23 protein-coding genes and 1 pseudogene are annotated in these 23,994 nt (G+C 60.1%); 5 read left to right on the top strand and 19 right to left on the bottom strand.

The genetic code is table 11. The features are described 5' to 3' along the window. Position 1: 1 nt before the first annotated feature. The 5 genes from aroK to pilM all read right to left on the bottom strand — a co-directional run bounded on the left by aroK (position 2) and on the right by pilM (position 4,818). A complete protein-coding gene (gene aroK / locus HB376_RS29005) occupies positions 2-553 on the bottom strand; it encodes a shikimate kinase AroK (RefSeq protein ID WP_213767129.1) in 552 nt (183 codons plus the stop codon). Positions 554-660: 107 nt separating this feature from the next. Beyond that, on the bottom strand, positions 661-2,286 hold the full coding sequence (gene pilQ, locus HB376_RS29000) for a type IV pilus secretin PilQ (protein ID WP_213767128.1): 1,626 nt from the start codon (positions 2,284-2,286) through the stop codon (positions 661-663). Continuing rightward, positions 2,283-3,119, bottom strand: coding sequence for a type 4a pilus biogenesis protein PilO (gene pilO / locus HB376_RS28995; RefSeq protein ID WP_213767127.1), 837 nt, complete (start codon positions 3,117-3,119; stop codon positions 2,283-2,285). Before pilO ends, pilQ begins: the two co-directional genes overlap by 4 nt. Then, a complete protein-coding gene (locus tag HB376_RS28990; RefSeq protein WP_213767126.1) occupies positions 3,116-3,817 on the bottom strand; it encodes a fimbrial assembly family protein in 702 nt (233 codons plus the stop codon). Before HB376_RS28990 ends, pilO begins: the two co-directional genes overlap by 4 nt. Further along, on the bottom strand, positions 3,814-4,818 hold the full coding sequence (gene pilM, locus HB376_RS28985) for a pilus assembly protein PilM (RefSeq protein ID WP_213767125.1): 1,005 nt from the start codon (positions 4,816-4,818) through the stop codon (positions 3,814-3,816). Before pilM ends, HB376_RS28990 begins: the two co-directional genes overlap by 4 nt. 327 nt (positions 4,819-5,145) lie before the next feature. On the opposite strand from pilM, the gene HB376_RS28980 reads away from it, so the two are divergent. Continuing rightward, positions 5,146-7,554 (top strand): penicillin-binding protein 1A, encoded by a 2,409-nt coding sequence (locus HB376_RS28980; RefSeq protein WP_213767124.1) that lies wholly within the window; start codon positions 5,146-5,148, stop codon positions 7,552-7,554. A 74-nt stretch (positions 7,555-7,628) separates the two neighbouring features. Here the strand turns inward: HB376_RS28980 and cyaY are convergent, their stop codons facing one another. Beyond that, positions 7,629-7,946, bottom strand: coding sequence for an iron donor protein CyaY (gene cyaY / locus HB376_RS28975; RefSeq protein ID WP_213767123.1), 318 nt, complete (start codon positions 7,944-7,946; stop codon positions 7,629-7,631). Between the two features lie 35 nt (positions 7,947-7,981). Here cyaY and HB376_RS41805 point away from each other — a divergent pair. Next, a pseudogene (locus HB376_RS41805) lies at positions 7,982-8,053 on the top strand (hypothetical protein); the annotation flags it as partial. Between the two features lie 20 nt (positions 8,054-8,073). Here HB376_RS41805 and HB376_RS41800 read toward each other — a convergent pair. After that, positions 8,074-8,349, bottom strand: coding sequence for a hypothetical protein (locus tag HB376_RS41800; RefSeq protein ID WP_346730605.1), 276 nt, complete (start codon positions 8,347-8,349; stop codon positions 8,074-8,076). Between HB376_RS41800 and lysA the strand changes: the two genes are divergently transcribed. Further along, entirely contained in the window at positions 8,348-9,610 is a 1,263-nt protein-coding gene (gene lysA, locus HB376_RS28965) for a diaminopimelate decarboxylase (RefSeq protein ID WP_213767121.1), read from the top strand. The genes HB376_RS41800 and lysA overlap by 2 nt on opposite strands. An 83-nt stretch (positions 9,611-9,693) precedes the next feature. Here lysA and msrQ read toward each other — a convergent pair whose 3' ends face one another. The 5 genes from msrQ to HB376_RS28940 form a co-directional block, all read right to left on the bottom strand. Continuing rightward, a complete protein-coding gene (gene msrQ / locus HB376_RS28960) occupies positions 9,694-10,371 on the bottom strand; it encodes a protein-methionine-sulfoxide reductase heme-binding subunit MsrQ (RefSeq protein ID WP_213767120.1) in 678 nt (225 codons plus the stop codon). Between the two features lie 16 nt (positions 10,372-10,387). Next, positions 10,388-11,377, bottom strand: a complete 990-nt coding sequence (gene msrP, locus HB376_RS28955) for a protein-methionine-sulfoxide reductase catalytic subunit MsrP (RefSeq protein ID WP_213767119.1) — start codon at positions 11,375-11,377, stop codon at positions 10,388-10,390. Positions 11,378-11,543: 166 nt separating this feature from the next. After that, entirely contained in the window at positions 11,544-12,746 is a 1,203-nt protein-coding gene (gene ccsB / locus HB376_RS28950) for a c-type cytochrome biogenesis protein CcsB (protein WP_213767118.1), read from the bottom strand. Between the two features lie 4 nt (positions 12,747-12,750). Beyond that, positions 12,751-14,979, bottom strand: coding sequence for a cytochrome c biogenesis protein ResB (locus HB376_RS28945; protein ID WP_213767117.1), 2,229 nt, complete (start codon positions 14,977-14,979; stop codon positions 12,751-12,753). A gap of 248 nt (positions 14,980-15,227) precedes the next feature. Next, a complete protein-coding gene (locus tag HB376_RS28940; RefSeq protein ID WP_213767116.1) occupies positions 15,228-15,896 on the bottom strand; it encodes a c-type cytochrome in 669 nt (222 codons plus the stop codon). A 311-nt stretch (positions 15,897-16,207) separates the two neighbouring features. Here HB376_RS28940 and yihA point away from each other — a divergent pair, with 311 nt between their 5' ends. Then, complete coding sequence (gene yihA, locus HB376_RS28935; RefSeq protein WP_213767115.1) at positions 16,208-16,873, top strand: ribosome biogenesis GTP-binding protein YihA/YsxC; 666 nt, start codon at positions 16,208-16,210, stop codon at positions 16,871-16,873. 314 nt (positions 16,874-17,187) lie between these two features. Next, positions 17,188-18,189 carry a porphobilinogen synthase gene (hemB, locus tag HB376_RS28930; RefSeq protein ID WP_213767114.1) on the top strand — a complete coding sequence of 334 codons (1,002 nt, stop codon included), beginning with the start codon at positions 17,188-17,190 and terminating at the stop codon, positions 18,187-18,189. Between the two features lie 188 nt (positions 18,190-18,377). On the opposite strand, the gene dsbD is transcribed toward hemB, so the two are convergent. From dsbD to rpsM, 7 genes are all read right to left on the bottom strand, one after another. Next, the gene (dsbD, locus tag HB376_RS28925; protein ID WP_255631627.1) at positions 18,378-20,177 is read right to left on the bottom strand and encodes a protein-disulfide reductase DsbD; all 1,800 of its coding nucleotides are present in this window, start codon (positions 20,175-20,177) and stop codon (positions 18,378-18,380) included. A 43-nt stretch (positions 20,178-20,220) separates the two neighbouring features. Beyond that, entirely contained in the window at positions 20,221-20,577 is a 357-nt protein-coding gene (gene cutA, locus HB376_RS28920) for a divalent-cation tolerance protein CutA (RefSeq protein ID WP_213767112.1), read from the bottom strand. A 155-nt stretch (positions 20,578-20,732) separates the two neighbouring features. Further along, positions 20,733-21,128, bottom strand: coding sequence for a 50S ribosomal protein L17 (rplQ, locus tag HB376_RS28915; protein ID WP_213767111.1), 396 nt, complete (start codon positions 21,126-21,128; stop codon positions 20,733-20,735). A 142-nt stretch (positions 21,129-21,270) separates the two neighbouring features. Beyond that, complete coding sequence (rpoA, locus tag HB376_RS28910; RefSeq protein WP_031361560.1) at positions 21,271-22,248, bottom strand: DNA-directed RNA polymerase subunit alpha; 978 nt, start codon at positions 22,246-22,248, stop codon at positions 21,271-21,273. Between the two features lie 125 nt (positions 22,249-22,373). After that, the gene (gene rpsD, locus HB376_RS28905; RefSeq protein WP_031361561.1) at positions 22,374-22,997 is read right to left on the bottom strand and encodes a 30S ribosomal protein S4; all 624 of its coding nucleotides are present in this window, start codon (positions 22,995-22,997) and stop codon (positions 22,374-22,376) included. A 158-nt stretch (positions 22,998-23,155) separates the two neighbouring features. After that, positions 23,156-23,560: a 30S ribosomal protein S11 gene (rpsK, locus tag HB376_RS28900; protein ID WP_006052224.1), complete on the bottom strand. Its 405-nt coding sequence runs from the start codon at positions 23,558-23,560 to the stop codon at positions 23,156-23,158. 28 nt (positions 23,561-23,588) lie between these two features. Continuing rightward, complete coding sequence (gene rpsM, locus HB376_RS28895) at positions 23,589-23,954, bottom strand: 30S ribosomal protein S13 (protein ID WP_213767110.1); 366 nt, start codon at positions 23,952-23,954, stop codon at positions 23,589-23,591. Positions 23,955-23,994 lie beyond the last annotated feature (40 nt).

Genomic DNA, 23,994 nt, shown 5'->3' with positions numbered 1-23,994 from the left:
ATTATGACGTAGCCGGCTTGGCGATGCCGGCCATCTCCAGTTGCATCAACACCATGTTGACGAGGTTATTCACGGTCGGCCGGCCGGTTTCCACGATGAAATGCGCGCACTCCTGATACAGCGGATCACGCGCCTTGTAGAGCGCTTCCAGCTTACCGCGCGGGTCGTCGGTCTGCAGCAGCGGCCGGTTTTTATCGCGCCGCGTGCGCTGCCACAATTCATGCGGCGTGGCGCGCAGGTAAATCACCAGCCCGCGACTCTTCAGATGTTCCCGATTCTCCGCCCGGAGAATCGCGCCGCCGCCGGTTGCCAGCACAATATTCTCGCGCCGCGACAACTCGTCGATCACATCCGCTTCGCGCTGCCGGAAGCCATCCTCGCCCTCGACCTCCCAGATTACCGGGATGCGCGCGCCCGTACGCGCCTCGATTTCGTGGTCGGAATCGATGAATGACCGCTGTAACCGGCGCGCGACCGCCCGCCCCACGGTGGTCTTGCCTGCCCCCATGAGTCCGACAAAAAATACGTTTGCGTTCGCTTGCCCGGCTTCCAACTCGCTTCCTTGTGCATTGATTCCGGTCCCGATTCTGGTCCCGTTCGTGCGGGAGCTTAAGGGCAAAAGGGCCGGTTTGTCGAGTCGGAAAGGCTTGCCGGCGGCCCTCACAGACGCGCCGGAACGATATGCGGGGTAATGAAAATGACCAGTTCGCTGCGTGAATTGCGGCGCGCGGTATGACGAAAAAGCCAGCCCAATACCGGGATTTTACCGAGCAGCGGGACCCTCGTGACGTCCTCGCGCTCATCGGAGGAATATATCCCGCCGATTGCCACCGTGCCGCCGTCCTCCACCTCCACGCGCGTCTGGACGTGCTTGGTGTTGATTGCCGGGCCGGCTGCCGTCTGCTCGCCGACGCTGTCCTTCGATACATCGAGATCAAGGATCACGTGGCCATGCGGCGTAATTTGGGGCTCGACCTCCAGTTTCAGCGCGGCCCGGCGAAACTGGACGCCCGATACGCCATTGCCCACTTTCGCCTGATACGGCAACTCCGTGCCTTGCTCGACCACCGCCTTCACGCGATCCGCCGTAATCACGCGGGGACTCGACACAATCTCGCCGCGGCCTTCGTTTTCGAGCGCGCTCAACTCGACGTTCAGCAAACGCGTAGCCTGCGCGGCGAATAGCGTCAGGCCGGCGGTCGCGGCGTCAAATCCGCCAATCGGCCGCGCCGATAAATCGAACACCGCGCCGTCCGCACCCGCCACAAGACCGTGTGCGGTGGAGTCGCCGGTGGGCGTCATTGACAGTTTCACCCCGAGATTGCGCGAAAACCCGGTGTCGCCCTCCACAATGCGGGCCTCGATCATCACCTGGGGCGTCGGCTGGTCGATCCGCGCAATCAGCTCGGCGATCTGCGTGACGCGGGCCTCAAGGTCAGTGACGAAAAGCAGGTTGGTGCGGGCATCAGCCATGACAGAACCGCGCTTCGATAACACCCGCTGGCTGCCCGAACCCGTCAGGAGCTTGCGCACGTCGTCGGCACGCGGATAGCGCAGAACGAAGGTGCGGCTGGCGAGCGGCTCGAGATCGGCTGCGCGGGCGTGCGCTTCGTAGCGAAGACGCTCGCGCGCCGCCAGTTCGCTAAGCGGCGCAACCCAGATGACCTCGCCGTGGCGCTCCATCGCGAGGCCGTGGACATCGAGCAGCGTGTCAAACGCGCGCCGCCACGGCACGTCGACGAGATTCAGCGAGACCAGCCCGCGGATCTTCTCGCTCGCGACAATGTTGACGCCTGAAAACTTCGCGAAGGTTTGCAGCACGGCGCTCAAGTCGGCATTTTTCAGGTTCAGCGAGATCGGTTTGCCGTCATCAAGCGACGTGACGGCAGGGTCCACCGGCCCACGGCTCATACGCTCAACGGGTGGCAATGGGGTCGGCGGCCCTTCTAGCGCGGGCGTGACATCAGGTGCGGCCACTGGAGCGGGCGTTGTGGATGGCGTCAGCCAGGCTGTGTCGTCATCGGGCGCCGCCGCAACGACGGCCGCAGGAACCTCAACCGCGAACTGGTCCGTGGGCAAGGTCTCGGGAAACGGCTCGGGCAGGGGTGGCAAAGGGGGCAGTGCAGCGTGGGCAGTGACAGTCCCCAGCAGCAAGACGGTCGCGATACCACGCGCGCAAATTCGCCACCGCAACGAGAACGCGCCTCCGACCGCCGCCCCGCGAGCAACCCGAAGCGTCACGCTCACCGAACGGCTTAACAGCCGCAAAAACCGCAGCGTCTTCATGGCCGGTCATCCGCGAAACCAATCGTGCGCACGACCCCGTCAGGACGACTGAGCTCGATCGAACGCGAACGGACATTGCCAAGCCGCTCGTCGCCAATCATCTGGCCCGGCAGAAATCCATCGACTCCCGCAGCCGTCTCTACCAATGCCATCCCGCGACGCCGAGCACGCAAAGTGCCAACAAGAAGCATCGCGCCTCCATCGCCCGCGCCTGCACCGTTCTTCACACCAAACGGATCGACAGCAAACCCGTCCCGGCGTGACAGCTCCGGCCGCGTGATCGCCGGAAGATCCTCGAATACTCTGAGCGTAGCTTCCAGGGAAAGCGCGTTCGGCACTCGTTTCATTTGCACGTCTGCCGGTACGACGAGTCTTGGCAGCCCTTCCAGCGCGTCGAGAAACCGCCGGATCTCGCCGAACGAACCTTCGGCGCGAAGCTTCAGCGGCCGCTCGATCTCGATCCCGTCGCCCTTCTGCGCCGACGGTTCGATCATGCCGATCCGCAAGCCGCTCTGAGCGGCGAGCGCGGTCAGCTCGTGAAGTGCGTCGGCAACAGTCCAACGGACGAGCGGTGCACCATCGCCTGAACGCGCGCGCATCACGGGCAACTGCGCAGTTATTGCTTGTGCCCGGTCCAGGCGTTGCTGCGCTTCGTGCGACGCCAAACGGCTGGCTTCCGTGCCGCTGAGATCGGAGGACCGCCACAACGACACGCCAGCAGCAAATACCAGCAAGCCGATCACGACGCCCGTGAGCGCGATCCGATAACCGCTCCAGGCATCCAGAGGCTGTAGCAATTGAAACCCATGGGAAGATTTAGCGAGGCGGTTCATCGCGTGCTCCGGCTTGCTGCTTTCGGCTTCGACGACGCCTCTCGTCTAGCGGCCTTCAGCACCTTCGGCGCTGCGTCCCCGCTGGCGCTCTGCGTCCATCGCACGACCGCGATGAAATCGTAGGGGCTCGTCTTGCCCTGCGAATTCACCGCACTGGGTTGCGCGACGGCTACTGCTTGAGGCCGCAGAGCAACCACCCGCCGGTGCATTTCCACGATCTCCACGGCCCTCACGCCCGTCACTTTTTCAAGCGCTTTCAGCCACGCGGCGGCCGTGTGTGAATCCGGCGCGCTGGCGGCAAGCTCCACCTCGCTCACGCGCTGCGTCACCCGCTGCAAGCCGATATTCCCCTGCGATGTCCCCCGCGCGAGCGCATCGAGCAAGCCGAGAAACCGGGCGCGCGGCTCAGCTAACGGCACGGCGGCGCTCTGCGCCCTCCGCTCCAGCGCTTGCAACTCGACCAGCCGCGCATGCTCAGCGATCGGCGCACTCAATTGCCGCAGCGCTACCTCGAGCGAGTCTCGTTTCTCTTCTATATGCACTCGCTCCAACGCATCCCAGCCCGCCACTGCGCCGACCGCGGCACACCCCGCCAGACCCGCGCCCGCGAGCAGCGCCAGCGCCCGGTTGCGGGCTCGACGCCGCGCACCCGACCTGTACGGCAGCAGATTGAAGGCATGCAAACTGACGGTGCTCATGGCATTACCTCGCGCAGCGCAAGCCCCATTGCCACGGCAAACAGCGGCGAATGCGCGAGACGTTCATCCACCCTTTGCGCGCCATTGCAAAACGGCGCGCATTCAAACGGCATGACCGGGCAGCCGAACAATGCGGCCAGCATTGGCGTGGAAACGCCTGCGCGATTCAGCAGGTCGATATCCCCGCCGATATAAATCCAGTGCACCGGCAGGTCGTCGCCAACCAGATCGGTCAGCGCTTCAGTCGCGCTCGAATATTCCGGCGACGGGTAACGCACCTCGTTCTCCACGCCCTCCTCGCCGACAAGCCATGCATGCAGCCCCGCACTTTCCACCCAGCACGCGACATAACGTTCCAACGGATCAATCTCCATAGCAGCCGAATAACGCAACGCGCGCAGCGCCGCGCCCGGCTCACCATCGATTGCACTCAGCACGATGTTCGCGGCCGCCGCCGTCTCCACGCGCGACTCCACGTATTGCCGCCCGGTGGCAGCAATTGACACCTCAGCGTCGCCGTTCTCGAGCATTTGGATGGACCAGTCGACCGCGAGAGCGCCGCGCTCGATCCCCGCCACGCGCTCGGCTTCTGCCAGCACAGCCGGTTCAAGCAAGCCGCGTGGATCGCGCCCCGCCGACGCTGAAATTGAAACCTGGCTCGTCTGTGTCAGCCTCGCCAGCGATATGCGCGTAGTCAGTGTTGCCGACGCCGGCAACGCCATTGCACACCGCAGCGAACGTAGTGCGCCTCGCGCGGGCAGCCGCGAAAATGCTTCTCGCAACGCCGCCGTGATAGCTGTCCGGTCAATGAAATCCCCGCCTATCACCACGCCCGGTTCAAGCAGAACTTCCTCCAGCCGCTCGACGCAAACTGGCCGATTCGCATGCAAGCGCTTGCTGACTACAGCGAGTCTTAAAACCCCTTCGGTAATGTCGATACCCGCCGCGAACCGGCGCGTAACGGTCAGGACCGATCCGCGCAATAGTGTTTCCGTACCCATGCTCACCCTCTCTTTTTTCAGGCCGCGCACCGAACCGTTCGGGCGCCGGCAATGAAACAATTGTGGGCAGCGGGAGTGGTTGCCACCATTCGTCCAAGTGGCTAACGTAAAGGGATGAAGAGCTTAAAAAGCCCCGATGCCGGTGGGCACGAAACAAGCGTGAAAAAGTCTCAAAAGAAGCGATGCAAACGTTAGCAGTCTCAGTCCGTCAACGCTTATCGTGACGAAAGAGGGGTCGCCGCGCCCTGCGCGCAACACCCCAAGTAAGCCAGACGAAAGCCGTAAAGTTGGACAGCTATAATCGCGGGACCGTTTTTTGGTGGTGCCATGCAATCTCAGTCTCCGTCGTCCCCTCCGTCCCGTCATCCCGATTCCCCGAAGCGTGTTCGCCCGCTCTGGATCAGGCTTCTGCTCGGATTGTTAATTTGTATTGTCGGGTTGATCATCAGTGCGGGGCTGGTGCTCGGTTACGCGCTGGTGGTGGCCCAGCCCAACCTGCCGTCGCTCGAAGCGCTCACCGACTACCGCCCGAAAGTACCGCTGCGGGTCTACACGGCAGATCACGTGCTGATTGGCGAATTCGGCGAAGAACGGCGCAGCGTCGTGCGGATCCAGGACGTGCCGGATTACCTCAAGAAAGCGGTGCTCGCCATTGAAGACGCGCGTTTCTACGATCACGGCGGTGTCGACCTGACCGGTATCCTTCGCGCCGGCACGGTAGCGTTGACGAACGGCCACGCTTCCCAGGGCGCAAGCACGATCACGATGCAAGTCGCGCGAAATTTCTTCTTGTCGAGCGAAAAGACCTACACCCGCAAGATCTACGAGATGTTGCTTGCGTACAAGATTGAGCGCGCGTTGACGAAAGACCAGATTCTCGAGGTCTATATGAACCAGATTTATCTGGGACAGCGCGCCTATGGATTCGCGAGTGCCGCGCGGGTCTATTTCGGCAAGGACCTGAAGGACATCACGCTTGCCGAAGCCGCCATGCTCGCCGGCTTGCCAAAAGCGCCCTCCGCGTACAACCCGGTCGTCAATCCGAAACGCGCGAAAGTGCGCCAGCAATACATCCTGGAACGGATGCTCGAACTGCACTACATCACGCAGCAACAATATGAAGACGCGGCGAAACAACCGCTTGTGGTGAAGGGCGCCGGGCGCGAGTTCAGCGTGCACGCCGAGTATGTGGCGGAAATGGTGCGCCAGATGATGTACACGCAGTATCGCGAAGAGGCTTATACGCTGGGCCTGAACGTGGTGACGACCATCGATTCCGCCGATCAGGACGCAGCATATCGCGCCGTGCGCAAAGGTCTGATGGACTATGAACACCGGCACGGATATCGCGGGCCGGAAGCGTATATCGATCTGCCCACGGACCCCGACGATCGCGAGCAGGCTATCGACGACGCTCTGGTCGACCATCCCGACAACGGCGAGATCGTCGCAGCGGTCGTCACCGAGGCGAGCCCCAAGCAAGTGAAAGCGAGTTTTATCGATGGCAACGTAGCGGTCGTTGAAGGCAACGATCTGCGTTTTGTCGCGAGCGCGCTCAGCACGCGGGCGCAGCCGAACCAGCGCATCCGGCCGGGCGCGATCGTGCGCCTGATGAAAAACGACGACGACACCTGGGTCATCACCCAACTGCCGCAAGTGGAAGGCGCGTTCGTTTCCATCGTGCCGCAGGACGGCGCGATCCGCGCGCTGGTGGGCGGTTTCGACTTCAACAAGAACAAGTTCAACCACGTCACTCAGGCGTGGCGCCAGCCGGGTTCGAGTTTCAAGCCGTTCATCTATTCGGCGTCACTGGAAAAGGGCTTGTCGCCGGCGACCATCATCAACGACGCGCCGCTCTACTTCAGCGCTGCTGAAACGGGCGGCCAGGCGTGGGAGCCAAAGAACTACGGCGGCGGTTTCGACGGCCCGATGCCCATGCGCACGGCGTTGATGAAATCGAAGAACCTGGTGTCCATCCGGATCCTGAACAATATCGGTCCGAAGTATGCGCAAGGCTATGTGACGAAGTTCGGTTTCGACGCCTCGCGTCAGCCCGCCTATCTGCCGATGGCGCTCGGCGCAGGCCAGGTCACGCCGCTGCAAATGGCGACGGGGTATTCGGTGTTCGCGAACGGCGGATACCGCGTGAATCCGTATCTGATCGCCGATATCACCGATCCGCGCGGCGCCGTGGTCTCGCATCCGCAGCCGCTGGTCGCCGCCGACACCGCGCCGCTCGCCATTACGCCGCGCAACGCCTACGTGATGAACAGCCTGCTTCAAAGCGTGGCGCAACGCGGTACGGGCGCGAGAACGAATCAGTTGAAGCGCACTGACCTTGCCGGCAAGACCGGCACGACGAACGACTCCCACGACGCGTGGTTCGCCGGTTATCAACATTCGCTGGTGGCCATTGCGTGGATTGGGTACGACTCGCCGCGCAGTCTCGGCGACAAGGAAACGGGCGGCGGACTCGCACTGCCGGTATGGATGGACTACATGAGTCGGGCGTTGCGCGACGTGCCCGAATACAAATCGACCATGCCGCCCGATGTGGTCTCGCTAGGCGGCGAACTCTATTTCGACGACATGACGCCGGGTCACGGATTCGTGGCGACTATCGGTGTGAGTCAGGCCGTGCCGGAAGACGTCAGTGGCGGGGCCCCCTCTGCGCCTGCGCCGCAGGTCGGCGAGCAGGAAAAGCAGGACATCATGAATCTGTTCAAAGCACAGTAAGCAGCGTGATCGAACTCAAGCCCCGGCTAGTCCGGGGCCTGAGCGGCAAATCAAGCGGTAGATCAAGCTGCGGATCAAGCTGAAAAGCGGATCGGCTCGCCGGCTTGTTCGCTGGCGTACTGGCTGAGCGCTTCAAAAAACTCACTGCCGTCGCGCGTGTTGCGCCATGCGCCGTCCACATACTTATAGTGAAAACCGCCAGCCTTGGCCGCGAGCCAGAGCTCGTGCATCGGCGGCTGCAAATTCACGATCAGTTTCGTGCGGTTCTCGAATTCGAGCGTTAAAACATTACCGCTGCGCTCGAATTCGACATCGGCTTCGAGGCCGTCCACGTCCCGCTCGATGGCCGCCAGCGCGGCCTCGGCGAGGGTCAGGTATTCGTTGTCGGTCATGCTAAACTCCATCGATTAATTAGTCAGGGACAGTAATGCAAGTCGTCTTCCGGATGAGCGCGATTGTAGCGGCTTTGGCCATTTCCGCCGGCACGCTGCTCGCCGCCTGTGGCCAGCGTGGACCGCTCTATATGCCCGTCGCCCCGCCAATGCCGGTTCGTCCCTCAAGCCTTCCGCCGTTGCCGGCGAGCGTGCCGGCAGAAGCATCGTCCGCCTCGTCTGCTGTGAGTACCGAGGACGTTCCGGACACTTCCGGTACGGCGCTTTCGCTCTCCCCCGACGACAACCTGAAATCGTCCCCGTCGGCGTCGGCACCCAAAGCCGCTTCCTCCGGCGAATAATCGTGGCCATACCGCGCTTGGGGCCAACCGGCCCGGTGCGTCAGCAGAACCAGAAAACCCATGACTCAATCCGCATTCTCTCGCGCCGACGGCGTGCTGCAGGTCGAAGGCGTTTCGGCCGCGTCGCTGGCCGATCAGTTCGGCACCCCGCTCTACGTGTATTCGCGCAGTGCGTTGACCGACGCGTATAAAGCTTACGCCGATGCCTGCAGCGGCCGCCGCGCCACTATCCACGTGGCCGTGAAAGCCAACAGCAACCTCGCGGTGCTGAACGTATTCGCGCGGCTCGGCGCGGGCTTCGACATCGTCTCGTCGGGCGAACTGGCGCGCGTGCTGGCCGCGGGCGGCAAGGCCGAAAACACCGTGTTCTCCGGCGTCGGCAAGACGGCGGCGGAAATGCGCGAAGCACTCGATGCCGGCGTGAAGTGCTTCAACGTCGAGTCCATCCCCGAACTGCACGCGCTGAACGAAGTGGCCAAGGCCGCGGGCAAACGAGCGCCGGTGTCGCTGCGTGTGAATCCCGACGTCGATGCCAAGACGCATCCGTATATTTCCACGGGTCTGAAGTCGAACAAGTTCGGCGTGGCTTTCGACGAGGCCCGCGCGACCTATGCACAAGCCGAGGCCATGTCGAATCTCGACGTAATCGGGATCGATTGTCATATTGGTTCGCAGATCACGGAAGTCAGCCCGTATCTCGACGCCCTCGACAAATTGCTGGACCTCGTCGAGCAGATCGAAGCGGACGGCACGACCATTCATCACGTCGATGTCGGCGGTGGACTCGGCATTACGTACGACCATGAAACGCCGCCGGCTATCGGGGATTTCGTGCGTGCGGTGCTCGCGCGTATCGATGACCGCGGGCACGGTCATCGCGAAGTGTATTTCGAGCCGGGCCGTTCGCTGGTCGGCAATGCGGGCGTGTTGCTCACGCGCGTGGAATACCTGAAGCCGGGCGCGGAGAAAAATTTCGCCATCGTCGACGCCGGCATGAACGACCTCGCGCGTCCTGCGATGTACCAGGCGTTTCATCGCATGGAAGCCGTGGAAAAGCGCGCGACGAAAGCGCAACTCTACGACGTGGTCGGTCCTGTTTGCGAAAGCGGCGACTGGCTTGGCAAGGATCGGGAACTCGCCATCGAACAAGGCGATCTGATCGCGATCTTCTCGGCGGGCGCTTACGGTTTCGTGATGAGCTCGAACTACAATACGCGCCCGCGCGCCGCCGAAGTCATGGTCGATCGCGAACGTGCCCGGCGAGTGCGTGAACGCGAAGAAGTGAAGCAGTTGTTCGCGGGCGAATCGATTTTCCCGGACTGACTTCCGTTGGTCGGATCAGAGTAAAAAAGGGCGACGCTATTCAAGCGTCGCCCTTTTTTCACGCGCGTCCTGATCAAAAGCGGTTAACCCGCACGCGTCTTCATCATTCGCGACCGCAGCCAGATAAGCACGCGCCACGCCAACAACACCACCACGATCGCGCCGTAGATCTTCGGCAAGATGAGATCGTGCTTGCCCGCTTTCATCCACCAGAAGTGCAGGATCGCGAGCACGGCGATCGGATAGATCAACCTGTGCAGCGTTTGCCAGCGCCGACCGAGTTTTCTGAGCATCGCTTTCGGCGACGTCACGGCGAGCGGGATCAGCAGCACGAACGCCGAAAAACCAACCAGGATGAATGGCCGCTTGACGATGTCCTTGAGAATGGCGAAGACATCGAACCATTTGTCGAACCAGACGTACGTGGTGAAGTGCAGCACGACATAGAAGAATGCAAATAGCCCGAGCATCCGCCGGAAACGCAGCAGCGCGTTCAGGCCGGTCAACCGGCGAACCGGCGTGACGGCAAGCGTGATGCACAGGAACACGAGCGTCCACAAACCGGTCGAGCGGGTAATGAATTCGATCGGATTCGCGCCCAATCCGCCCGTGAAGCCCAGCAGCACAATACGCGCGAGCGGATACAAACCGCCAAGAAACACAGCTACTTTCGCCGGCACGATCCAGTTCGTGCCGCCTGCGGCAACGCGCGCTACTGGCTTTATTGCCGGCTTTGTTTTGACATCGGAAGCCACAGCCATCCTTGCCCCCTAAACCTTAAAAATTGGCCTTGAGATCCATGCCGCGATACAACGACGCAACTTGATCGCCGTATCCATTGAACATCAGCGTCTTACGCTTCGGCGTGAAAAAACCGTCCTCGCCAATGCGCCGTTCCGTTGCCTGGCTCCAGCGCGGATGATCGACGTTCGGGTTCACGTTCGAATAAAACCCGTACTCGGCTGGCGCATATTCGCTCCAGCTCGTCTTCGGCTGCTTCTCGATAAACCGGATCTTCACGATCGATTTCGCGCTCTTGAAACCATATTTCCACGGCACCACCAAACGCACCGGCGCGCCGTTCTGATTCGGCAGCACTTCACCGTACAAACCAACGGTTAGCAGCGCCAGCGGATTCATCGCCTCGTCCATGCGCAAACCTTCGGAATACGGCCAGTCGAGAATGGGGTCGGACAACCCGGACATCTGCGAGGGATCAGCGAGCGTGATGAATTGCACGTACTTCGCGTTGCCCGTCGGCTGCGCGCGCTTGATGATCTCGGACAGCGGAATACCGATCCACGGAATCACCATCGACCATCCTTCCACGCACCGCATCCTGTAAATACGCTCCTCGAGCGGCGCGAGTTTCACGATTTCATCGATGTCATACACCTTCGCATTCTTGATCTCGCCTTCCACCGATATCTTCCACGGCCGCGGCCGCAGCGTATGCGCGTTTTGCGCCGGATCGGCCTTGTCCGTGCCGAACTCGTAGAAGTTGTTGTAGCTCGTGATGTCCTTGAACGGCGTCACCTTGTCCAGCGCGACGAACTTCGTGTTCGTGGTCGCGGCGAGTTTTTGCCCCTTTGCATCGGGCGATGTCATCGTGGCAAGCGCTTCGCCGTTCACGCCAATGAGCCCCGTCGCGGCCAGCGCACCCGCGGCCCGTAACACGCGGCGACGATTCTCGAAGAATGCGCGTGGCGTGATCTCGCTTCGGGCGATGTCGTTGCCGAAAAGCTGGCGTGTGTGTTTCATAACCATTCGATGCTCCTGAAATCCTGGTTGCAGCCCGTGTCGGTGTCGCCGCTGCTATACCTATATTCGTGGCAAACACCGAATCGGTTGCAGCTATTCCGCCCAGGCAATAAAAAAACCGCCAGCAAATCTTGCGTGGCGGTTTTTAGACGACGGTGTTTAGCGGCAGATGTTACAGCTTGCCGTAACTATGCAGGCCGGACAGGAACATATTGACGCCGAGGAACGCGAACGTGGTGACCAGCAAACCGGTCAACGCCCACCACGCGGCCACCGAGCCACGCAGCCCTTTCATCAGACGCATATGCAGCCACGCTGCGTAATTCAGCCACACGATCAACGCCCACGTTTCCTTCGGATCCCAGCTCCAGTAGCCACCCCACGCTTCGGCGGCCCACAGCGCACCGAGAATGGTCGCGATGGTGAAGAACGCGAAACCGACCGCGATCGACTTGTACATGACGTCGTCGAGCACTTCGAGCGACGGCAGGCGGTCCGCCAGAATGCCGCGTTCCTTGACCAGATAGGCTACCCCGACCATGGCCGCCAGCGCAAAACTGCCATAACCGATGAAATTCGCCGGCACGTGGATTTTCATCCACCAGCTTTGCAGCGCAGGCACGAGCGGCTGGATTTGTTGAGCGTCACGAGCGATGGAATACCACATCAGGAAGCCAACAGCCGCGCTGATCACCAGCAGCACGAAAGCGCCCATTGCACGCGTGTTGTAATGCTGCTCGTAGTACAAATAAAACAGCGACGTAATCAGGCAGAACAGCACGAATACTTCATACAGGTTCGAAATAGGGATATGGCCCACGTCCGAACCGATCAGGTAAGACTCATACCAGCGCACCATCAGGCCGGTGAAGCCCATCAGCACTGCCGCCCAGGTCATCTTCGAGCCGATCGCGCCGCCGGTCGGCGAACGCGAAATCAGGCCGATCCAGTAGAACACCGTGGCCAGCACAAGCAGCGCACTCATCCACAAAATGGCCGACTGGCTGGACAAGAAGTATTTGAGGAAGAAATTGGTGTCGGCGCGGGCGAGGTCCGCGTGATAAAGCTGCAAAGAAAACAGCGACATCACCGCGATACACGCAATCAGCAGGCGTACCGGCTTCCAGCGCCATCCGAGCACCACGAACACGGGCACGGCGCAACACAGCACCAGCTTGTCGTAGTAATTCATGAACGGGTGATACCGATACAGCGCGAAACCCGCGCCGGCGACCATCGCCAGGGCGAACAGCCAGTCGGTCACACCGAGACGCTTGAGAAACGGACGTTCGTCGAAGAGGTCTGGATCGACGGGCACCTTGCCCGCGCGCTGCTGCGCCAGAGTCGAAGTCGAGGAGGCTTGTGTGAGGTCCATGTTCTTACCGAGTTGAATCCTGCGAGCCGGAGGACTTGGTGTCCTCGAGCGTTTCCGGTGATTGCGCTACCGGCTGTGACTTGACGCCCAGCATGGCGCCGATCGCGTCGCGCGTTCGCGCGAATTCCTTTTCGAAATCGATCGTACGGCGCGCGGTGGACATTGCCATCAACACGCTCGTACCGCCCGTTGATGTGTCTTTGAGCCAAAACCAGAGACGACGTTCACGCACGTAAAACATCGAGAAAATGCCGAACACGAGCAGAAGGCTGCCAAGATACACCACTTTTTTACCCGGTGCGCGCGTCAACTGGAACACGGAAGCCTGGATCTGCCTGAACGAATCGAGTTGCAGAAAAACCGGCGATCCGTACAGAAAGCTGTCCGAAAGAGCATTGATCGACGATTGCACGAATTGCGTGTTTTTCGCGTCCGGCGGAGCCTCAGGCAGGCCGTTCTGAGCGCGCGAAATCTGCCACAGATCCCAGGTCGCGCCTTCCAGCATGCGCAGCAATAAGCCTGCCGCCTTTTCCTGTTCACCCTTGGGCACGGATTTATCGATAAAACCCGCTATTGCCTGGAAACCGCCCAATGTGGCTCCCGGCTGCCCGGGAACTGCCGCGACGCCGGTTTCGTCCGCCCCGGCGAACAGGTTCAGCACCCGCGACGCGCTTTCTTCCAGATGTTTCTGCAAATCCGCGTTTGCTTCCGGCACCGAGCGCTTCGCGAAACGACGCGCCGCTTCGTCGCGCATGGCGGGCGTTTCCAGCGCGGCACGCAGGTTCATCCACTGCTTGATCGAGCTTTGCTCGTCGGCGGGAATGCGCAAATAGCGGAACGGATCGTTCGGGCTGAGGCGCATGCCGGCGAGGAACATCGGCTGGCCTTGCACGTCGACGGGCAGCATGTAGTTGTTGAACTCGCGCGCCTGGCCGTCCGTGCCCCGCACCTTGTATTGCACCGATGGCCCGACGTTACGCAGATCCGTCGGCTTCGACGTCTTCGCGCCGGAACCCAGCCGTTCATCGAAAGCCTGCTTCAACGTCTGCGTCTGGCCGACACCGCGGGTATCGATCGAACCGCTGCCGTCGGTGACGTTTTCCACGTTGATCGCGCGGAAATCGGTGAATTCCACGGTTTCACCCTGCCCGCCGATGATCTGCGGGTTCATTGGCGCCGTGCCGCCAATGGCGCCGTCGAACGGCGTGGTTTTCGCGCTGCCGCCGGACATGGGCCACGCGGTCATGGCGAGTTTCGAACCGCCGTCCTGGAAGCTCGATTGATAGATCGAAATACCGTCGTAGGTGAACGGTTCATTCACTTCCACCCGTGCCGGGATGCGCTTGCCGGTCGCATGATCGATCACGACGATATCGCTCGCAAACAGCTTCGGCATGCCAGTCGAGTAATAATCAACGATGAATTTGTTGAGCTGGATGGAGAACGGCAGATCCTGGATCAGCGAGCCGTCCTGCTGATTCAGGATAGCGGTTGCGACATGCTGCCCTTCCGGCACCCAGGCGTAACCGCGGAACGTGGGATTCGACGTCGGCAGGCGATGATTCGGCGCAATGTCGTTGATGACTTCGTTCGATGCAATCGGCGTCTTGTTGAAGAGCAACATCTGCAGCTTGATTGGCAAATTGCTGTCCAGCAAGCCGCCAATGCAGATGATCACGAACGCCAGATGCGCCGAGATGTAGCCGAGCTTCGTCAGCGCGCCGCGCTTGGCCGCGATCAGCGTCGCGCCGCTCTCCGTCTCGCGCGTGACAAACTTGTAGCCCATCTTGCCCGCGAGGCGTTGCAGCTTGGCGGCGGTCTCGGCACGCGACTCGGGCACCAGCGGGAATTCGCCCTTGTGATGGAACGCGCGCAGGCTGCCTTCGCGCACCCGATCCTTCCAGCTCTTCATGTCCGCGATCATCTTCGGGCCATTGCGGATCACGCACAGCGACACCGAGATCACCAGGAACGCCAGGATCAGCAAGAACCACCACGCGCTATACACGTTGTAGAGGCTCAGGCCGCGGAAGATATCGGCCCAGAACGGACCGAACTGATTGACGTAATTCGGGTACGGGTCTTCTTGCGTAAGAACCGTACCAATAATGCTTGCTATCGCGAGGATGACGAGCAGCGAGATAGCGAAGCGCATCGAACTAATGACTTCGATGGCCTGACGCACGCTGCTACGGCTCGACTTCGACTGCAATCCCGACGTGGTGACGCTCATTCAAACTCCGGCTGACCAGCAAAAAAGGGTGGAGACGCAAGCGGTCTTTGACCGGCGTCCCACCCTTTTTCTTATTTTGCGCGCCGGCCTCGTCGGACCGGCTTCGTAACACATTCGACTATGACTTCTCGACTATGACTCGCGCATGTGACGTCCGGGCGACGCTGCGCGCATCTTAATGCAGACCCGCGCTTGCTGCAGGCGGATCATTCGGACCATTACGGACCGTCAGTGACGGTTAATGACAGTCAATGAAGGCCTGCAATGTAGTCTGCCACCGCCTTCACTTCCGCCTCATTCAAGCGCAATGCGATGGTGTGCATTGGCTCACTGTTGTTGCGCGTACCCTGCGCAAACGCTGTGAGTTGCGCGGCCGTGTAGTCGGACCATTGTCCCGACAACCGCGGATACTGCACCGGCACGCCCATGCCGGTTGCACCATGACACGCGGCACACGCCGGGACGCCTCGGTCAGCAATGCCCCCACGGTAAATCTTCTGCCCAACTGGCACGGTGTTCTTGTCACGCGCGTAACCCGGTTTGGCCTTCTGCGTCTCAAAATAAGCCGCCACGTTGACCATGTCCTGATCGTTCAATGCGCCCGCAATGCCCGCCATGATGGGGTTCTTGCGCGCCGGCTCTTTCGCGCCCGGCTGCGTCTTGTAATCCTTCAACTGCTTGACGATGTACTCGGCATGCTGGCCTGCGAGCTTCGGAAATGCGCCGCCGGCGCTGTTGCCGTCTGCTCCGTGACACGCTGCGCAAACCTGGGTGGCAATTGCCTGGCCCCTTGTCACGTCAGGCTTGGCGGGTGTGCCCGCGTCTGCCGCTTGCGCTGTGACTGTCCAGCCTACCAACCCCGCTCCTAATGCTGCTGCTAATTCCAGGACCATCAGAGTCTTGTACAGTCGGTTCATTCGAGTACCCTGTTTTTCGTCTTGTGAGAATGTGAGGTTCTGCAAAAAACGACGGTTACCGATGCACTGCAAGACACCCGACAGAGGACTCGATACGGGATAAAAAGTCACCCGGCGCGCGCCCTGAAATCTGTCTTCAAACCTGTCTCACTCCTTATCCCGCTTGGGTCTTGCGTGCCCTGGCTGGTCTTCGTACAACCGTCGTATTGTACAATAACTCGCTAAACGCAAAGACGCCAGTCGGGGCAAGCCCAGTATTCAGTGGCTCCTTACAGCTCGAGTTTCCACAGAATTTCACTTTCGGTCTTCCCATGTCGTCATTCCTGCTCCATCAAGCCCGTTTCTTTACAACGGTCAACCACCTGAAGGACCTGCCGCCGACGCCCCAGCCGGAGATCGCTTTCGCGGGCCGCTCAAATGCGGGCAAGTCGACGGCCATCAACCTGCTGTGCAACCAGAAGCGGCTGGCGTTCGCCAGCAAGACGCCCGGGCGCACACAGCACATCAACTACTTTGCAATCGGCCCGGCGGACCAGCCCAGGGCACATGTGGTCGACTTGCCGGGATATGGGTACGCGGAAGTTTCAGGTAACGCCAAGCTGCATTGGCAGCAGTTGCTGTCCACGTATTTGCAGAGCCGCGCGCAGCTGGTTGGCATGATCCTGATGATGGATTCGCGTCGTCCGCTGACCGAACTCGACAAGATCATGCTCGAGTGGTTTGCGCCCACGGGAAAGCCAATTCACGCTTTACTGACCAAATGCGACAAATTGACGCGGCAGGAAAGCATCAATACTTTGCGCGCAACCAAGAAAGCATTCGAGGAGTACACGGCGGCCGGATATCGCGGCGAATTGACGCTGCAGCTTTTCTCGGCGCTCAAGCGCGTTGGGCTCGATGAAGCCCACGAGAAAATCGAAAGCTGGCTGATTCCGAAAGCAACCGAGGAAATCGCGCCGGAAGACGAAGCGCAGTGAAATAAGGTCAAGTGCCGCCTGGGGAGAGGCGTTGAGGCGAATGTGGAGATGATTCGTAGTCGGCCGGCATAAAAAAACCCGCCGCATGACGGCGGGTCAAACAGCCTGATCGAATCCTTTACGATCATCACAGGCACCCGCTCAGGGAGGAGAAGCGGGGAGCTCGGCGCCAGGCGCCTACCTCGATCGGTATGATATACCATTGTCTCGAAATGGTTCTGGAGGCGGTACTGCCCCATGCCTGTGGCGGTTGCGGCAGTTGAGCCGGCGGCCGTTCCCCTGATCGCGTTATCCATCATCCCTCAAGTCAAGTCATGAGCTTCTATCCGCATCATCGTCCGCGCCGCATGCGCCGTGACGACTTTTCGCGCCGCCTGATGCGCGAAAACCTGCTGACCACAAACGATCTGATCTATCCCGTTTTCATTGTCGAGGGATCGAACGTGCGTCAGGCCGTTACGCCCATGCCTGGCGTCGAGCGCACATCAGTTGATTTGCTGATGAAAGTGGCCGAGCAGTGCGTCGAACTGGGCGTGCCGGTCATCTCGCTGTTCCCGGCGATTGAACCCTCGCTGAAAACGCCCGATGGCCGCGAAGCGACAAACCCCGAAGGTCTGATTCCGCGTGCTGTGCGCGAGTTGAAAAAGCACTTTCCGGAACTGGGCGTACTCACCGACGTCGCGCTCGACCCGTACACCAGCCACGGACAAGACGGTGTTCTCGACGAACATGGCTACGTCATCAACGACGAAACCAGCGAAATTCTCGTCGAACAGGCGCGTGCGCAGGCCGAAGCGGGCGTGGATATCGTTGCGCCATCGGACATGATGGACGGACGGATTGGCGCAATTCGCGAAATGCTCGAGAGCGACGGACACATCCACACGAAGATCATGGCGTACGCTGCGAAGTACGCGTCGGCGTTCTACGGCCCGTTCCGCGATGCGGTCGGCTCGGCTGCGAACCTCGGCAAGAGCAACAAAATGACGTATCAAATGGACCCGTCGAATTCCGATGAAGCCCTGCGCGAAGTGCGGATGGATATCGAGGAAGGCGCGGACATGGTGATGGTCAAGCCGGGTATGCCGTATCTGGATATCGTGTATCGCGTGAAGGAGGAGTTTCGCTTTCCGACTTACGTGTACCAGGTAAGCGGCGAGTACGCGATGATCAAGGCCGCCGCACAAAACGGCTGGCTCGATCACGACAAGGCGGTCATGGAGTCGCTGCTCGCATTCAAGCGCGCGGGGGCCGATGGCGTGCTCACGTATTTCGCGCTGGATGCCGCACGGCTTTTGCGAGCGTCTTCGAAGTAACGGGATCGGCGAGTTGTGGGGTGTTGACGCGGCGGCGCGGTGGCTCGTGACTTGAGAACGTCGTCGCCCGATTGCTTGGCGTCGTGGCGTTCGTTGTCAGGACCGCGCGATGGTTCGAATTGCTGATCCTGGAGAAACACAACGCACGTCCGGATTCCGAACGCACGTCAATTTACTCGCGTCGAAAATCACGTCGTAGGAACGGAGAGCTTGTCCAGGCTCTTCAAGAACGTATCCGCCGACTCGTATCCAACGACCCGCACCACTTCGTTGCCTTGCGCGTCGAAGAAGATGATGCCCGGCGGCCCGAACAGTTTGAAGCGCTTGAGCAATGCCTGATCGTCGAGATTATTCGCCGTGACGTCTGCGCGCAGCAGGTTAAGTTGCGCCAGGCGCGCGCGTACTCGCGGGTCGCTGAACGTGAGATGTTCCATCTCCTTGCACGATACGCACCAGTCAGCGTAGAAATCGAGCATGGCCGGGCGGCCAGCGGCCTTGAGCGCCAGATCCAGTTCCGCCGACGACCTGACCGGCGCGAAAGTCTCTCCTGGCGCTGATTGCTGTGCGTTGGCCTCGGTGCCGGAACCTGTCCGCGCCGTAAATACAGCAAGTGGCCGAAGCGGATCCGTAGATCCCGCCGCGAGTCCAACGAGCAACGTAGCGCCCCAGATAGCGAGCGCGGCGCCGAATCCACGACCTAGCTTGCGCCATATCGACACCGCTGCAGCACCCGACGTAAATAGCCCCAGCGCGGCCGCCGCTATAAGCAGCCACAACGCTGCCAAAGCCATCTGCGCGACCGCACTCAGCACCGGCCACACGATCCACAATGCCGCCGCCAGCAACACGACGCCAAAGAACACCTTCACGCCGTCCATCCAGTTCCCTGCGCGCGGCAGCAGCGTGCCTGCGCCAAGCCCGATGATCAGCAGCGGCACGCCGAGCCCAACGCCCATGGAGAACAACGCAGCACCGCCGAGCAGCGCACTGCCCGTATGCGCGATGAATGCGAGCACGGCGAAGAGCGGCGCGGTCATGCACGCGCCGACCACAAGCGCCGACAACGCGCCCATTACGACAACAGCGACAACCTTCCCTCCCGATCGCTTCTGCGACGCCTGGTTGACGCTGTTTTGCCAGCGCGCGGGCAATGCAATATCGACACCGGCAATCAGCGTGAACGCGAATACCGCCAGCAGCACGCCGAACGCGCCGAGCACCCAGGGGTTCTGGAGCCACGCGCCAAGACTCTGCCCGATCATCGCGGCGAGCACGCCTAGCGCCGTGTAGACGAGCGCCATGCCAAGCACATACGCCGCCGATAACCCGAACCCTCGCGATCGCGTCACGCGAGCGCCTTCCCCAATGATGATCGCCGAAAGAATGGGAATCATCGGGTAAGAGCAAGGCAGCAAGCTCAACACGACACCCGCCACGAAGTACAAGCCGATGATCGCGAAAAAGCCTCCGCTTTCGAGCAAGGATTGCGCGTAGTCAGCGTTGGTCGCGCGTTCGTACCAAGGCACTTCACTGGTGCTGGCCGATAGCGCCTGACCACTGACATTGGCGGCTTGCAGCGCGGCTCCGCTTACGTGGTAAACGCGCTCCATCGGCGGATAACAAATGCCCTGGTCGGCACAACCCTGCGACGTGACGGCAACATCAAAGGGGCCGGAGGCCTGCTTCACCGGAATCCGGATCACAAGTTCGCCGCGATACGTTTCCACGTCCTTGTTGAACGTCTGATCGAAGTGAACCTTGCCTGCGGGTAATTGCGGCTCGCCAAGCGTCGCCGTCCCATTCTTCACCGCAAACGCAAAACGCTCGCGGTACATGTAATACCCATCTGCGACCTTATATCGCACGTCGATCTCGCCCGGTTTCTCCGTGGCGCTGAATTTGAACGCGACCGCCGGGTCGAGAAAGTCGTCGGCGGCGTGGCCCGGCGAGATCGAGCAGAGCAACAGCACGAAGCACGACACCAGCATGAGCACTGCGTCGAGCGGCCGGCGCGCGGAGAAGGCAAAGGGCTTAAACATTAAGAGGACGTTGAGTTTCCGCGGTGATCCATTGCCCATAAGCAGCCGATGCATCCGCCTGCCACGAGACAATTTCAGGTGTTTCATAAGGATGATTCGCTTCGATAAAACGCGTCAGTTCGTCGCTGCGTGCGAGGCTCGTCTTGAACAGAAGCTGAAGCTCCTCGGCGGCCTCAACCTTACCGTTCCACCGATACCGCGACTTGACCATGCCGAACTCCGTCACACAGGCGGCAAGCCGTGTGTCTATCACTTGTTGCGCGAGCGCTGACGCCGCCTCGCTGTCGGGCAATGTCGTAAGAACGAGGACAACGGGCGTGTTCACGGAAAGCTCCGATACGATGGACATTCACGCAATCCTAGCACTGCCCGTCGACAACCTGCATTCAGCCAATCGGCCTATGACCCGCGGCGCAAGCGTTGACTACCAGCAATTCAAACCCCGTGCGCAATACAAAAAGGCCAAGCAAAAGCTTGGCCTTTTTCGATCAACAGCGTGCTAGCTTATTCAGCTTCTTGCACGTCGTCGCCGTCGGCGAGTTCCGGACGATCCATCAGCATGACTAGCGCCATCGGCGCGTTGTCACCATTACGGAAGCCGAACTTCAGGATGCTCAGATATCCACCCGGACGCTTTTCAAAGCGCGGGCCGAGCACTTCAAACAGCTTCGCGACGGAGTCACGATCGCGCAGGCGGTTGAACGCCAGGCGACGATTTGCCAGCGACGGCTTCTTGCCGAGCGTGATTAGCGGCTCGACAACTTTACGGAGTTCTTTAGCTTTCGGCAGCGTCGTCTTGATGACTTCGTGCGCGATCAGCGAGTTCGACATATTACGGAGCATAGCCAGACGGTGGCTGCTCGTGCGGTTCAGTTTCCGCAAACCATGTTTATGGCGCATTTTGAATTTCCTAATTAAACAAGTTTAGATCCAGCTCTTCTATTGCGTCTCTTTTGAGCGCACGGGCCGGTCGTAGAAAAAGCAAGATGCGGATTTTAAAGGAAAATCCGCATCTTTGCCAGTCAAGCGTACTGCTTGAACCTTACTTGTCGAGACCGGCCGGCGGCCAGTTTTCGAGTTTCATACCTAACGTCAGACCACGCGAAGCCAGGACTTCCTTGATCTCGTTCAGCGACTTCCGACCGAGATTAGGCGTCTTGAGCAATTCGTTTTCCGTGCGCTGAATCAAATCGCCGATGTAATAGATGTTCTCGGCCTTCAGGCAGTTCGCGGAACGAACCGTCAGTTCGAGATCGTCCACCGGACGCAACAGGATCGGATCGATCTGCGGCGCGCGCGACGGTGCTTCTGCCGCTGCTTCCGTGCCTTCCAGTGCGGCAAATACCGACAACTGGTCGACCAGGATACGAGCCGATTGACGAATTGCTTCCTCGGGCGAAATCACGCCGTTGGTTTCAATGTTCATCACGAGCTTGTCGAGGTCGGTACGCTGCTCAACGCGAGCGCTTTCAACGGCGTAGCTCACGCGGAGCACCGGCGAGAACGACGCGTCAAGCACGATACGGCCAATGATCTTCGCCGAATCTTCGCCATAACGGCGCACATTGCCCGGCACATAACCGCGGCCTTTTTCGATCTTGATCTGAACGTCGAGCTTGCCGCCCTTCGACAGATGCGCAATCACGTGATCCGGATTGATAACTTCGCAATCGTGCGCGAGTTCGATATCGCCGGCCGTGACAACGCCTTCGCCTTCCTTGCGCAGCGTAACCGTGACTTCATCGCGGTTATGCAGCTTGAAAACGACGCCCTTCAAATTCAACAGCAGGTTGACCACATCTTCTTGCACGCCGTCGAGCGTAGAATATTCATGCACGACGCCAGCAATCGTCACTTCGGTCGGCGCATAACCAATCATCGACGACAACAGCACACGCCGAAGCGCGTTACCCAAGGTGTGACCATAACCGCGTTCGAACGGCTCCATGACCACTTTCGCGTGACTGTCGCCAAGCGATTCAACTGCAATAATCTTGGGCTTCAACAAACTGGTTTGCATAGGTTTTCCTTTTCAATACCCTCGGCTCGTTACGCCGATAAGGCTGACCGGTGACAACCCGAAAATAGACAGCCGAGGTAGCCCCTTGCCTTCGGCAATCAGGGCTCCCCGGCCGTTAATCCGATTTACCGCGAATACAATTCGACGATCAGGCTTTCGTTGATGTCGCCAGCGATATCGCTGCGTTCCGGCATCGACTTGAACGTGCCTTCGAACTTCTTGGCATCGACCGCAACCCAGCTCGGCATTCCGCCTTGCTCGGCCAGATTCAGAGCTTCCAGAATCCGCACTTGCTTCTTCGACTGTTCGCGAACAGCAACCACGTCACCAGCCTTAACTTGCATCGACGGGATGTTGTTCACCACGCCGTTCACCGTGATCGACTTGTGACCGACCAGTTGACGCGCTTCAGCACGCGTCGAGCCGAAGCCCATGCGATACACGACGTTGTCGAGACGCGACTCAAGCAATTGCAGCAGGTTTTCGCCCGTCGGGCCCTTGCGGCGATCGGCTTCAGCGAAGTAACGGCGGAACTGACGTTCGAGCACGCCGTAAATACGCTTCACTTTTTGCTTTTCACGCAACTGCGTACCGTAGTCGGACGTACGAGCGCCAGACGTGCGGCCATGCTGACCCGGCTTGCTATCGAGCTTGCACTTGTCGGCGAGGGAGCGGCGTGCGCTCTTCAGGAAAAGATCAGTACCTTCACGGCGGGACAGCTTTGCTTTAGGACCGGTATAACGTGCCACTTTGCATCCTTAATAATTGATCACGCGAAGGTCGTTCGCGCTAGTTCGAACTCGACGGATCGAACGGTGGGCTTAGTCAGTATTCTTAACGCTGATTCCATAACGCAAGCAACCTGTCGACGCGCGAGCGTCAACAGGTCAAGGCGCTACGCGACGTCTTAGATCCGACGACGCTTCGGCGGACGGCAACCGTTATGCGGAACCGGTGTCACGTCGGAGATTGCGGTGATCTTGATGCCAAGACCATGCAGCGCACGCACCGCCGATTCACGGCCAGGACCGGGGCCCTTGATCCGCACTTCGAGGTTCTTCACGCCGTATTCCATCGCCACGCGACCAGCCGATTCAGCTGCAACTTGAGCAGCAAAGGGAGTCGATTTACGCGAACCCTTGAAGCCCTGGCCACCCGACGTTGCCCAGGCGAGTGCATTGCCTTGGCGATCGGTGATCGTGATGATGGTGTTGTTGAACGACGCGTGAACGTGAACTACGCCCTCGGCGACGTTCTTCTTTACCTTCTTGCGAACGCGTTGCGCCGCGGAGTTGTTCGAAGCCTTAGCCATTACGTTTTCCTGTAACTATCAATTCCGCTTACTTCTTCAGCGATTGCGCTGCACGACGCGGACCCTTACGGGTACGGGCATTCGTACGTGTGCGTTGACCACGCATGGGCAAGCCCTTGCGATGGCGCACGCCACGATAGCAGCCCAGGTCCATCAGGCGCTTGATGTTCATCGTCACTTCGCGACGCAGGTCGCCTTCGACGATGAACTTACCTACTTCTTCTCGCAGCTTTTCGAGGTCTGCGTCGTCGAGGTCTTTGACCTTCTTCGAAAATTCCACACCAGACGCTACGCAAATGTTGCGAGCGCGCGTGCGACCGATACCGAAAATTGCCGTGAGGCCGATTTCAGTATGCTGGTGATTCGGGATGTTAACCCCTGCGATACGAGCCATTGTTTTTCCTCAAACAAAAAGCGCAAGCAAAAGCGCGGCG

Origin of the sequence: Caballeronia sp. dw_19 (assembly GCF_018449515.1) — a bacterium.
Lineage (GTDB): Bacteria > Pseudomonadota > Gammaproteobacteria > Burkholderiales > Burkholderiaceae > Caballeronia.
This window is presented reverse-complemented; position numbering and strand designations above follow the sequence as displayed.

What these genes read in the sequence shown, in the direction of transcription:
- pilQ (WP_213767128.1), bottom strand. Translation starts at nt 2,286, where the DNA reads ATGAAGACGCTGCGGTTTTTGCGGCTGTTAAGCCGTTCGGTGAGCGTG.
- pilO (WP_213767127.1), bottom strand. Translation starts at nt 3,119, where the DNA reads ATGAACCGCCTCGCTAAATCTTCCCATGGGTTTCAATTGCTACAGCCT.
- HB376_RS28990 (WP_213767126.1), bottom strand. Translation starts at nt 3,817, where the DNA reads ATGAGCACCGTCAGTTTGCATGCCTTCAATCTGCTGCCGTACAGGTCG.
- pilM (WP_213767125.1), bottom strand. Translation starts at nt 4,818, where the DNA reads ATGGGTACGGAAACACTATTGCGCGGATCGGTCCTGACCGTTACGCGC.
- HB376_RS28980 (WP_213767124.1), top strand. Translation starts at nt 5,146, where the DNA reads ATGCAATCTCAGTCTCCGTCGTCCCCTCCGTCCCGTCATCCCGATTCC.
- cyaY (WP_213767123.1), bottom strand. Translation starts at nt 7,946, where the DNA reads ATGACCGACAACGAATACCTGACCCTCGCCGAGGCCGCGCTGGCGGCC.
- lysA (WP_213767121.1), top strand. Translation starts at nt 8,348, where the DNA reads ATGACTCAATCCGCATTCTCTCGCGCCGACGGCGTGCTGCAGGTCGAA.
- HB376_RS41800 (WP_346730605.1), bottom strand. Translation starts at nt 8,349, where the DNA reads ATGGGTTTTCTGGTTCTGCTGACGCACCGGGCCGGTTGGCCCCAAGCG.
- msrQ (WP_213767120.1), bottom strand. Translation starts at nt 10,371, where the DNA reads ATGGCTGTGGCTTCCGATGTCAAAACAAAGCCGGCAATAAAGCCAGTA.
- msrP (WP_213767119.1), bottom strand. Translation starts at nt 11,377, where the DNA reads ATGGTTATGAAACACACACGCCAGCTTTTCGGCAACGACATCGCCCGA.
- ccsB (WP_213767118.1), bottom strand. Translation starts at nt 12,746, where the DNA reads ATGGACCTCACACAAGCCTCCTCGACTTCGACTCTGGCGCAGCAGCGC.
- HB376_RS28945 (WP_213767117.1), bottom strand. Translation starts at nt 14,979, where the DNA reads ATGAGCGTCACCACGTCGGGATTGCAGTCGAAGTCGAGCCGTAGCAGC.
- HB376_RS28940 (WP_213767116.1), bottom strand. Translation starts at nt 15,896, where the DNA reads ATGAACCGACTGTACAAGACTCTGATGGTCCTGGAATTAGCAGCAGCA.
- yihA (WP_213767115.1), top strand. Translation starts at nt 16,208, where the DNA reads ATGTCGTCATTCCTGCTCCATCAAGCCCGTTTCTTTACAACGGTCAAC.
- hemB (WP_213767114.1), top strand. Translation starts at nt 17,188, where the DNA reads ATGAGCTTCTATCCGCATCATCGTCCGCGCCGCATGCGCCGTGACGAC.
- dsbD (WP_255631627.1), bottom strand. Translation starts at nt 20,177, where the DNA reads ATGCTGGTGTCGTGCTTCGTGCTGTTGCTCTGCTCGATCTCGCCGGGC.
- cutA (WP_213767112.1), bottom strand. Translation starts at nt 20,577, where the DNA reads ATGTCCATCGTATCGGAGCTTTCCGTGAACACGCCCGTTGTCCTCGTT.
- rplQ (WP_213767111.1), bottom strand. Translation starts at nt 21,128, where the DNA reads ATGCGCCATAAACATGGTTTGCGGAAACTGAACCGCACGAGCAGCCAC.
- rpoA (WP_031361560.1), bottom strand. Translation starts at nt 22,248, where the DNA reads ATGCAAACCAGTTTGTTGAAGCCCAAGATTATTGCAGTTGAATCGCTT.
- rpsK (WP_006052224.1), bottom strand. Translation starts at nt 23,560, where the DNA reads ATGGCTAAGGCTTCGAACAACTCCGCGGCGCAACGCGTTCGCAAGAAG.
- rpsM (WP_213767110.1), bottom strand. Translation starts at nt 23,954, where the DNA reads ATGGCTCGTATCGCAGGGGTTAACATCCCGAATCACCAGCATACTGAA.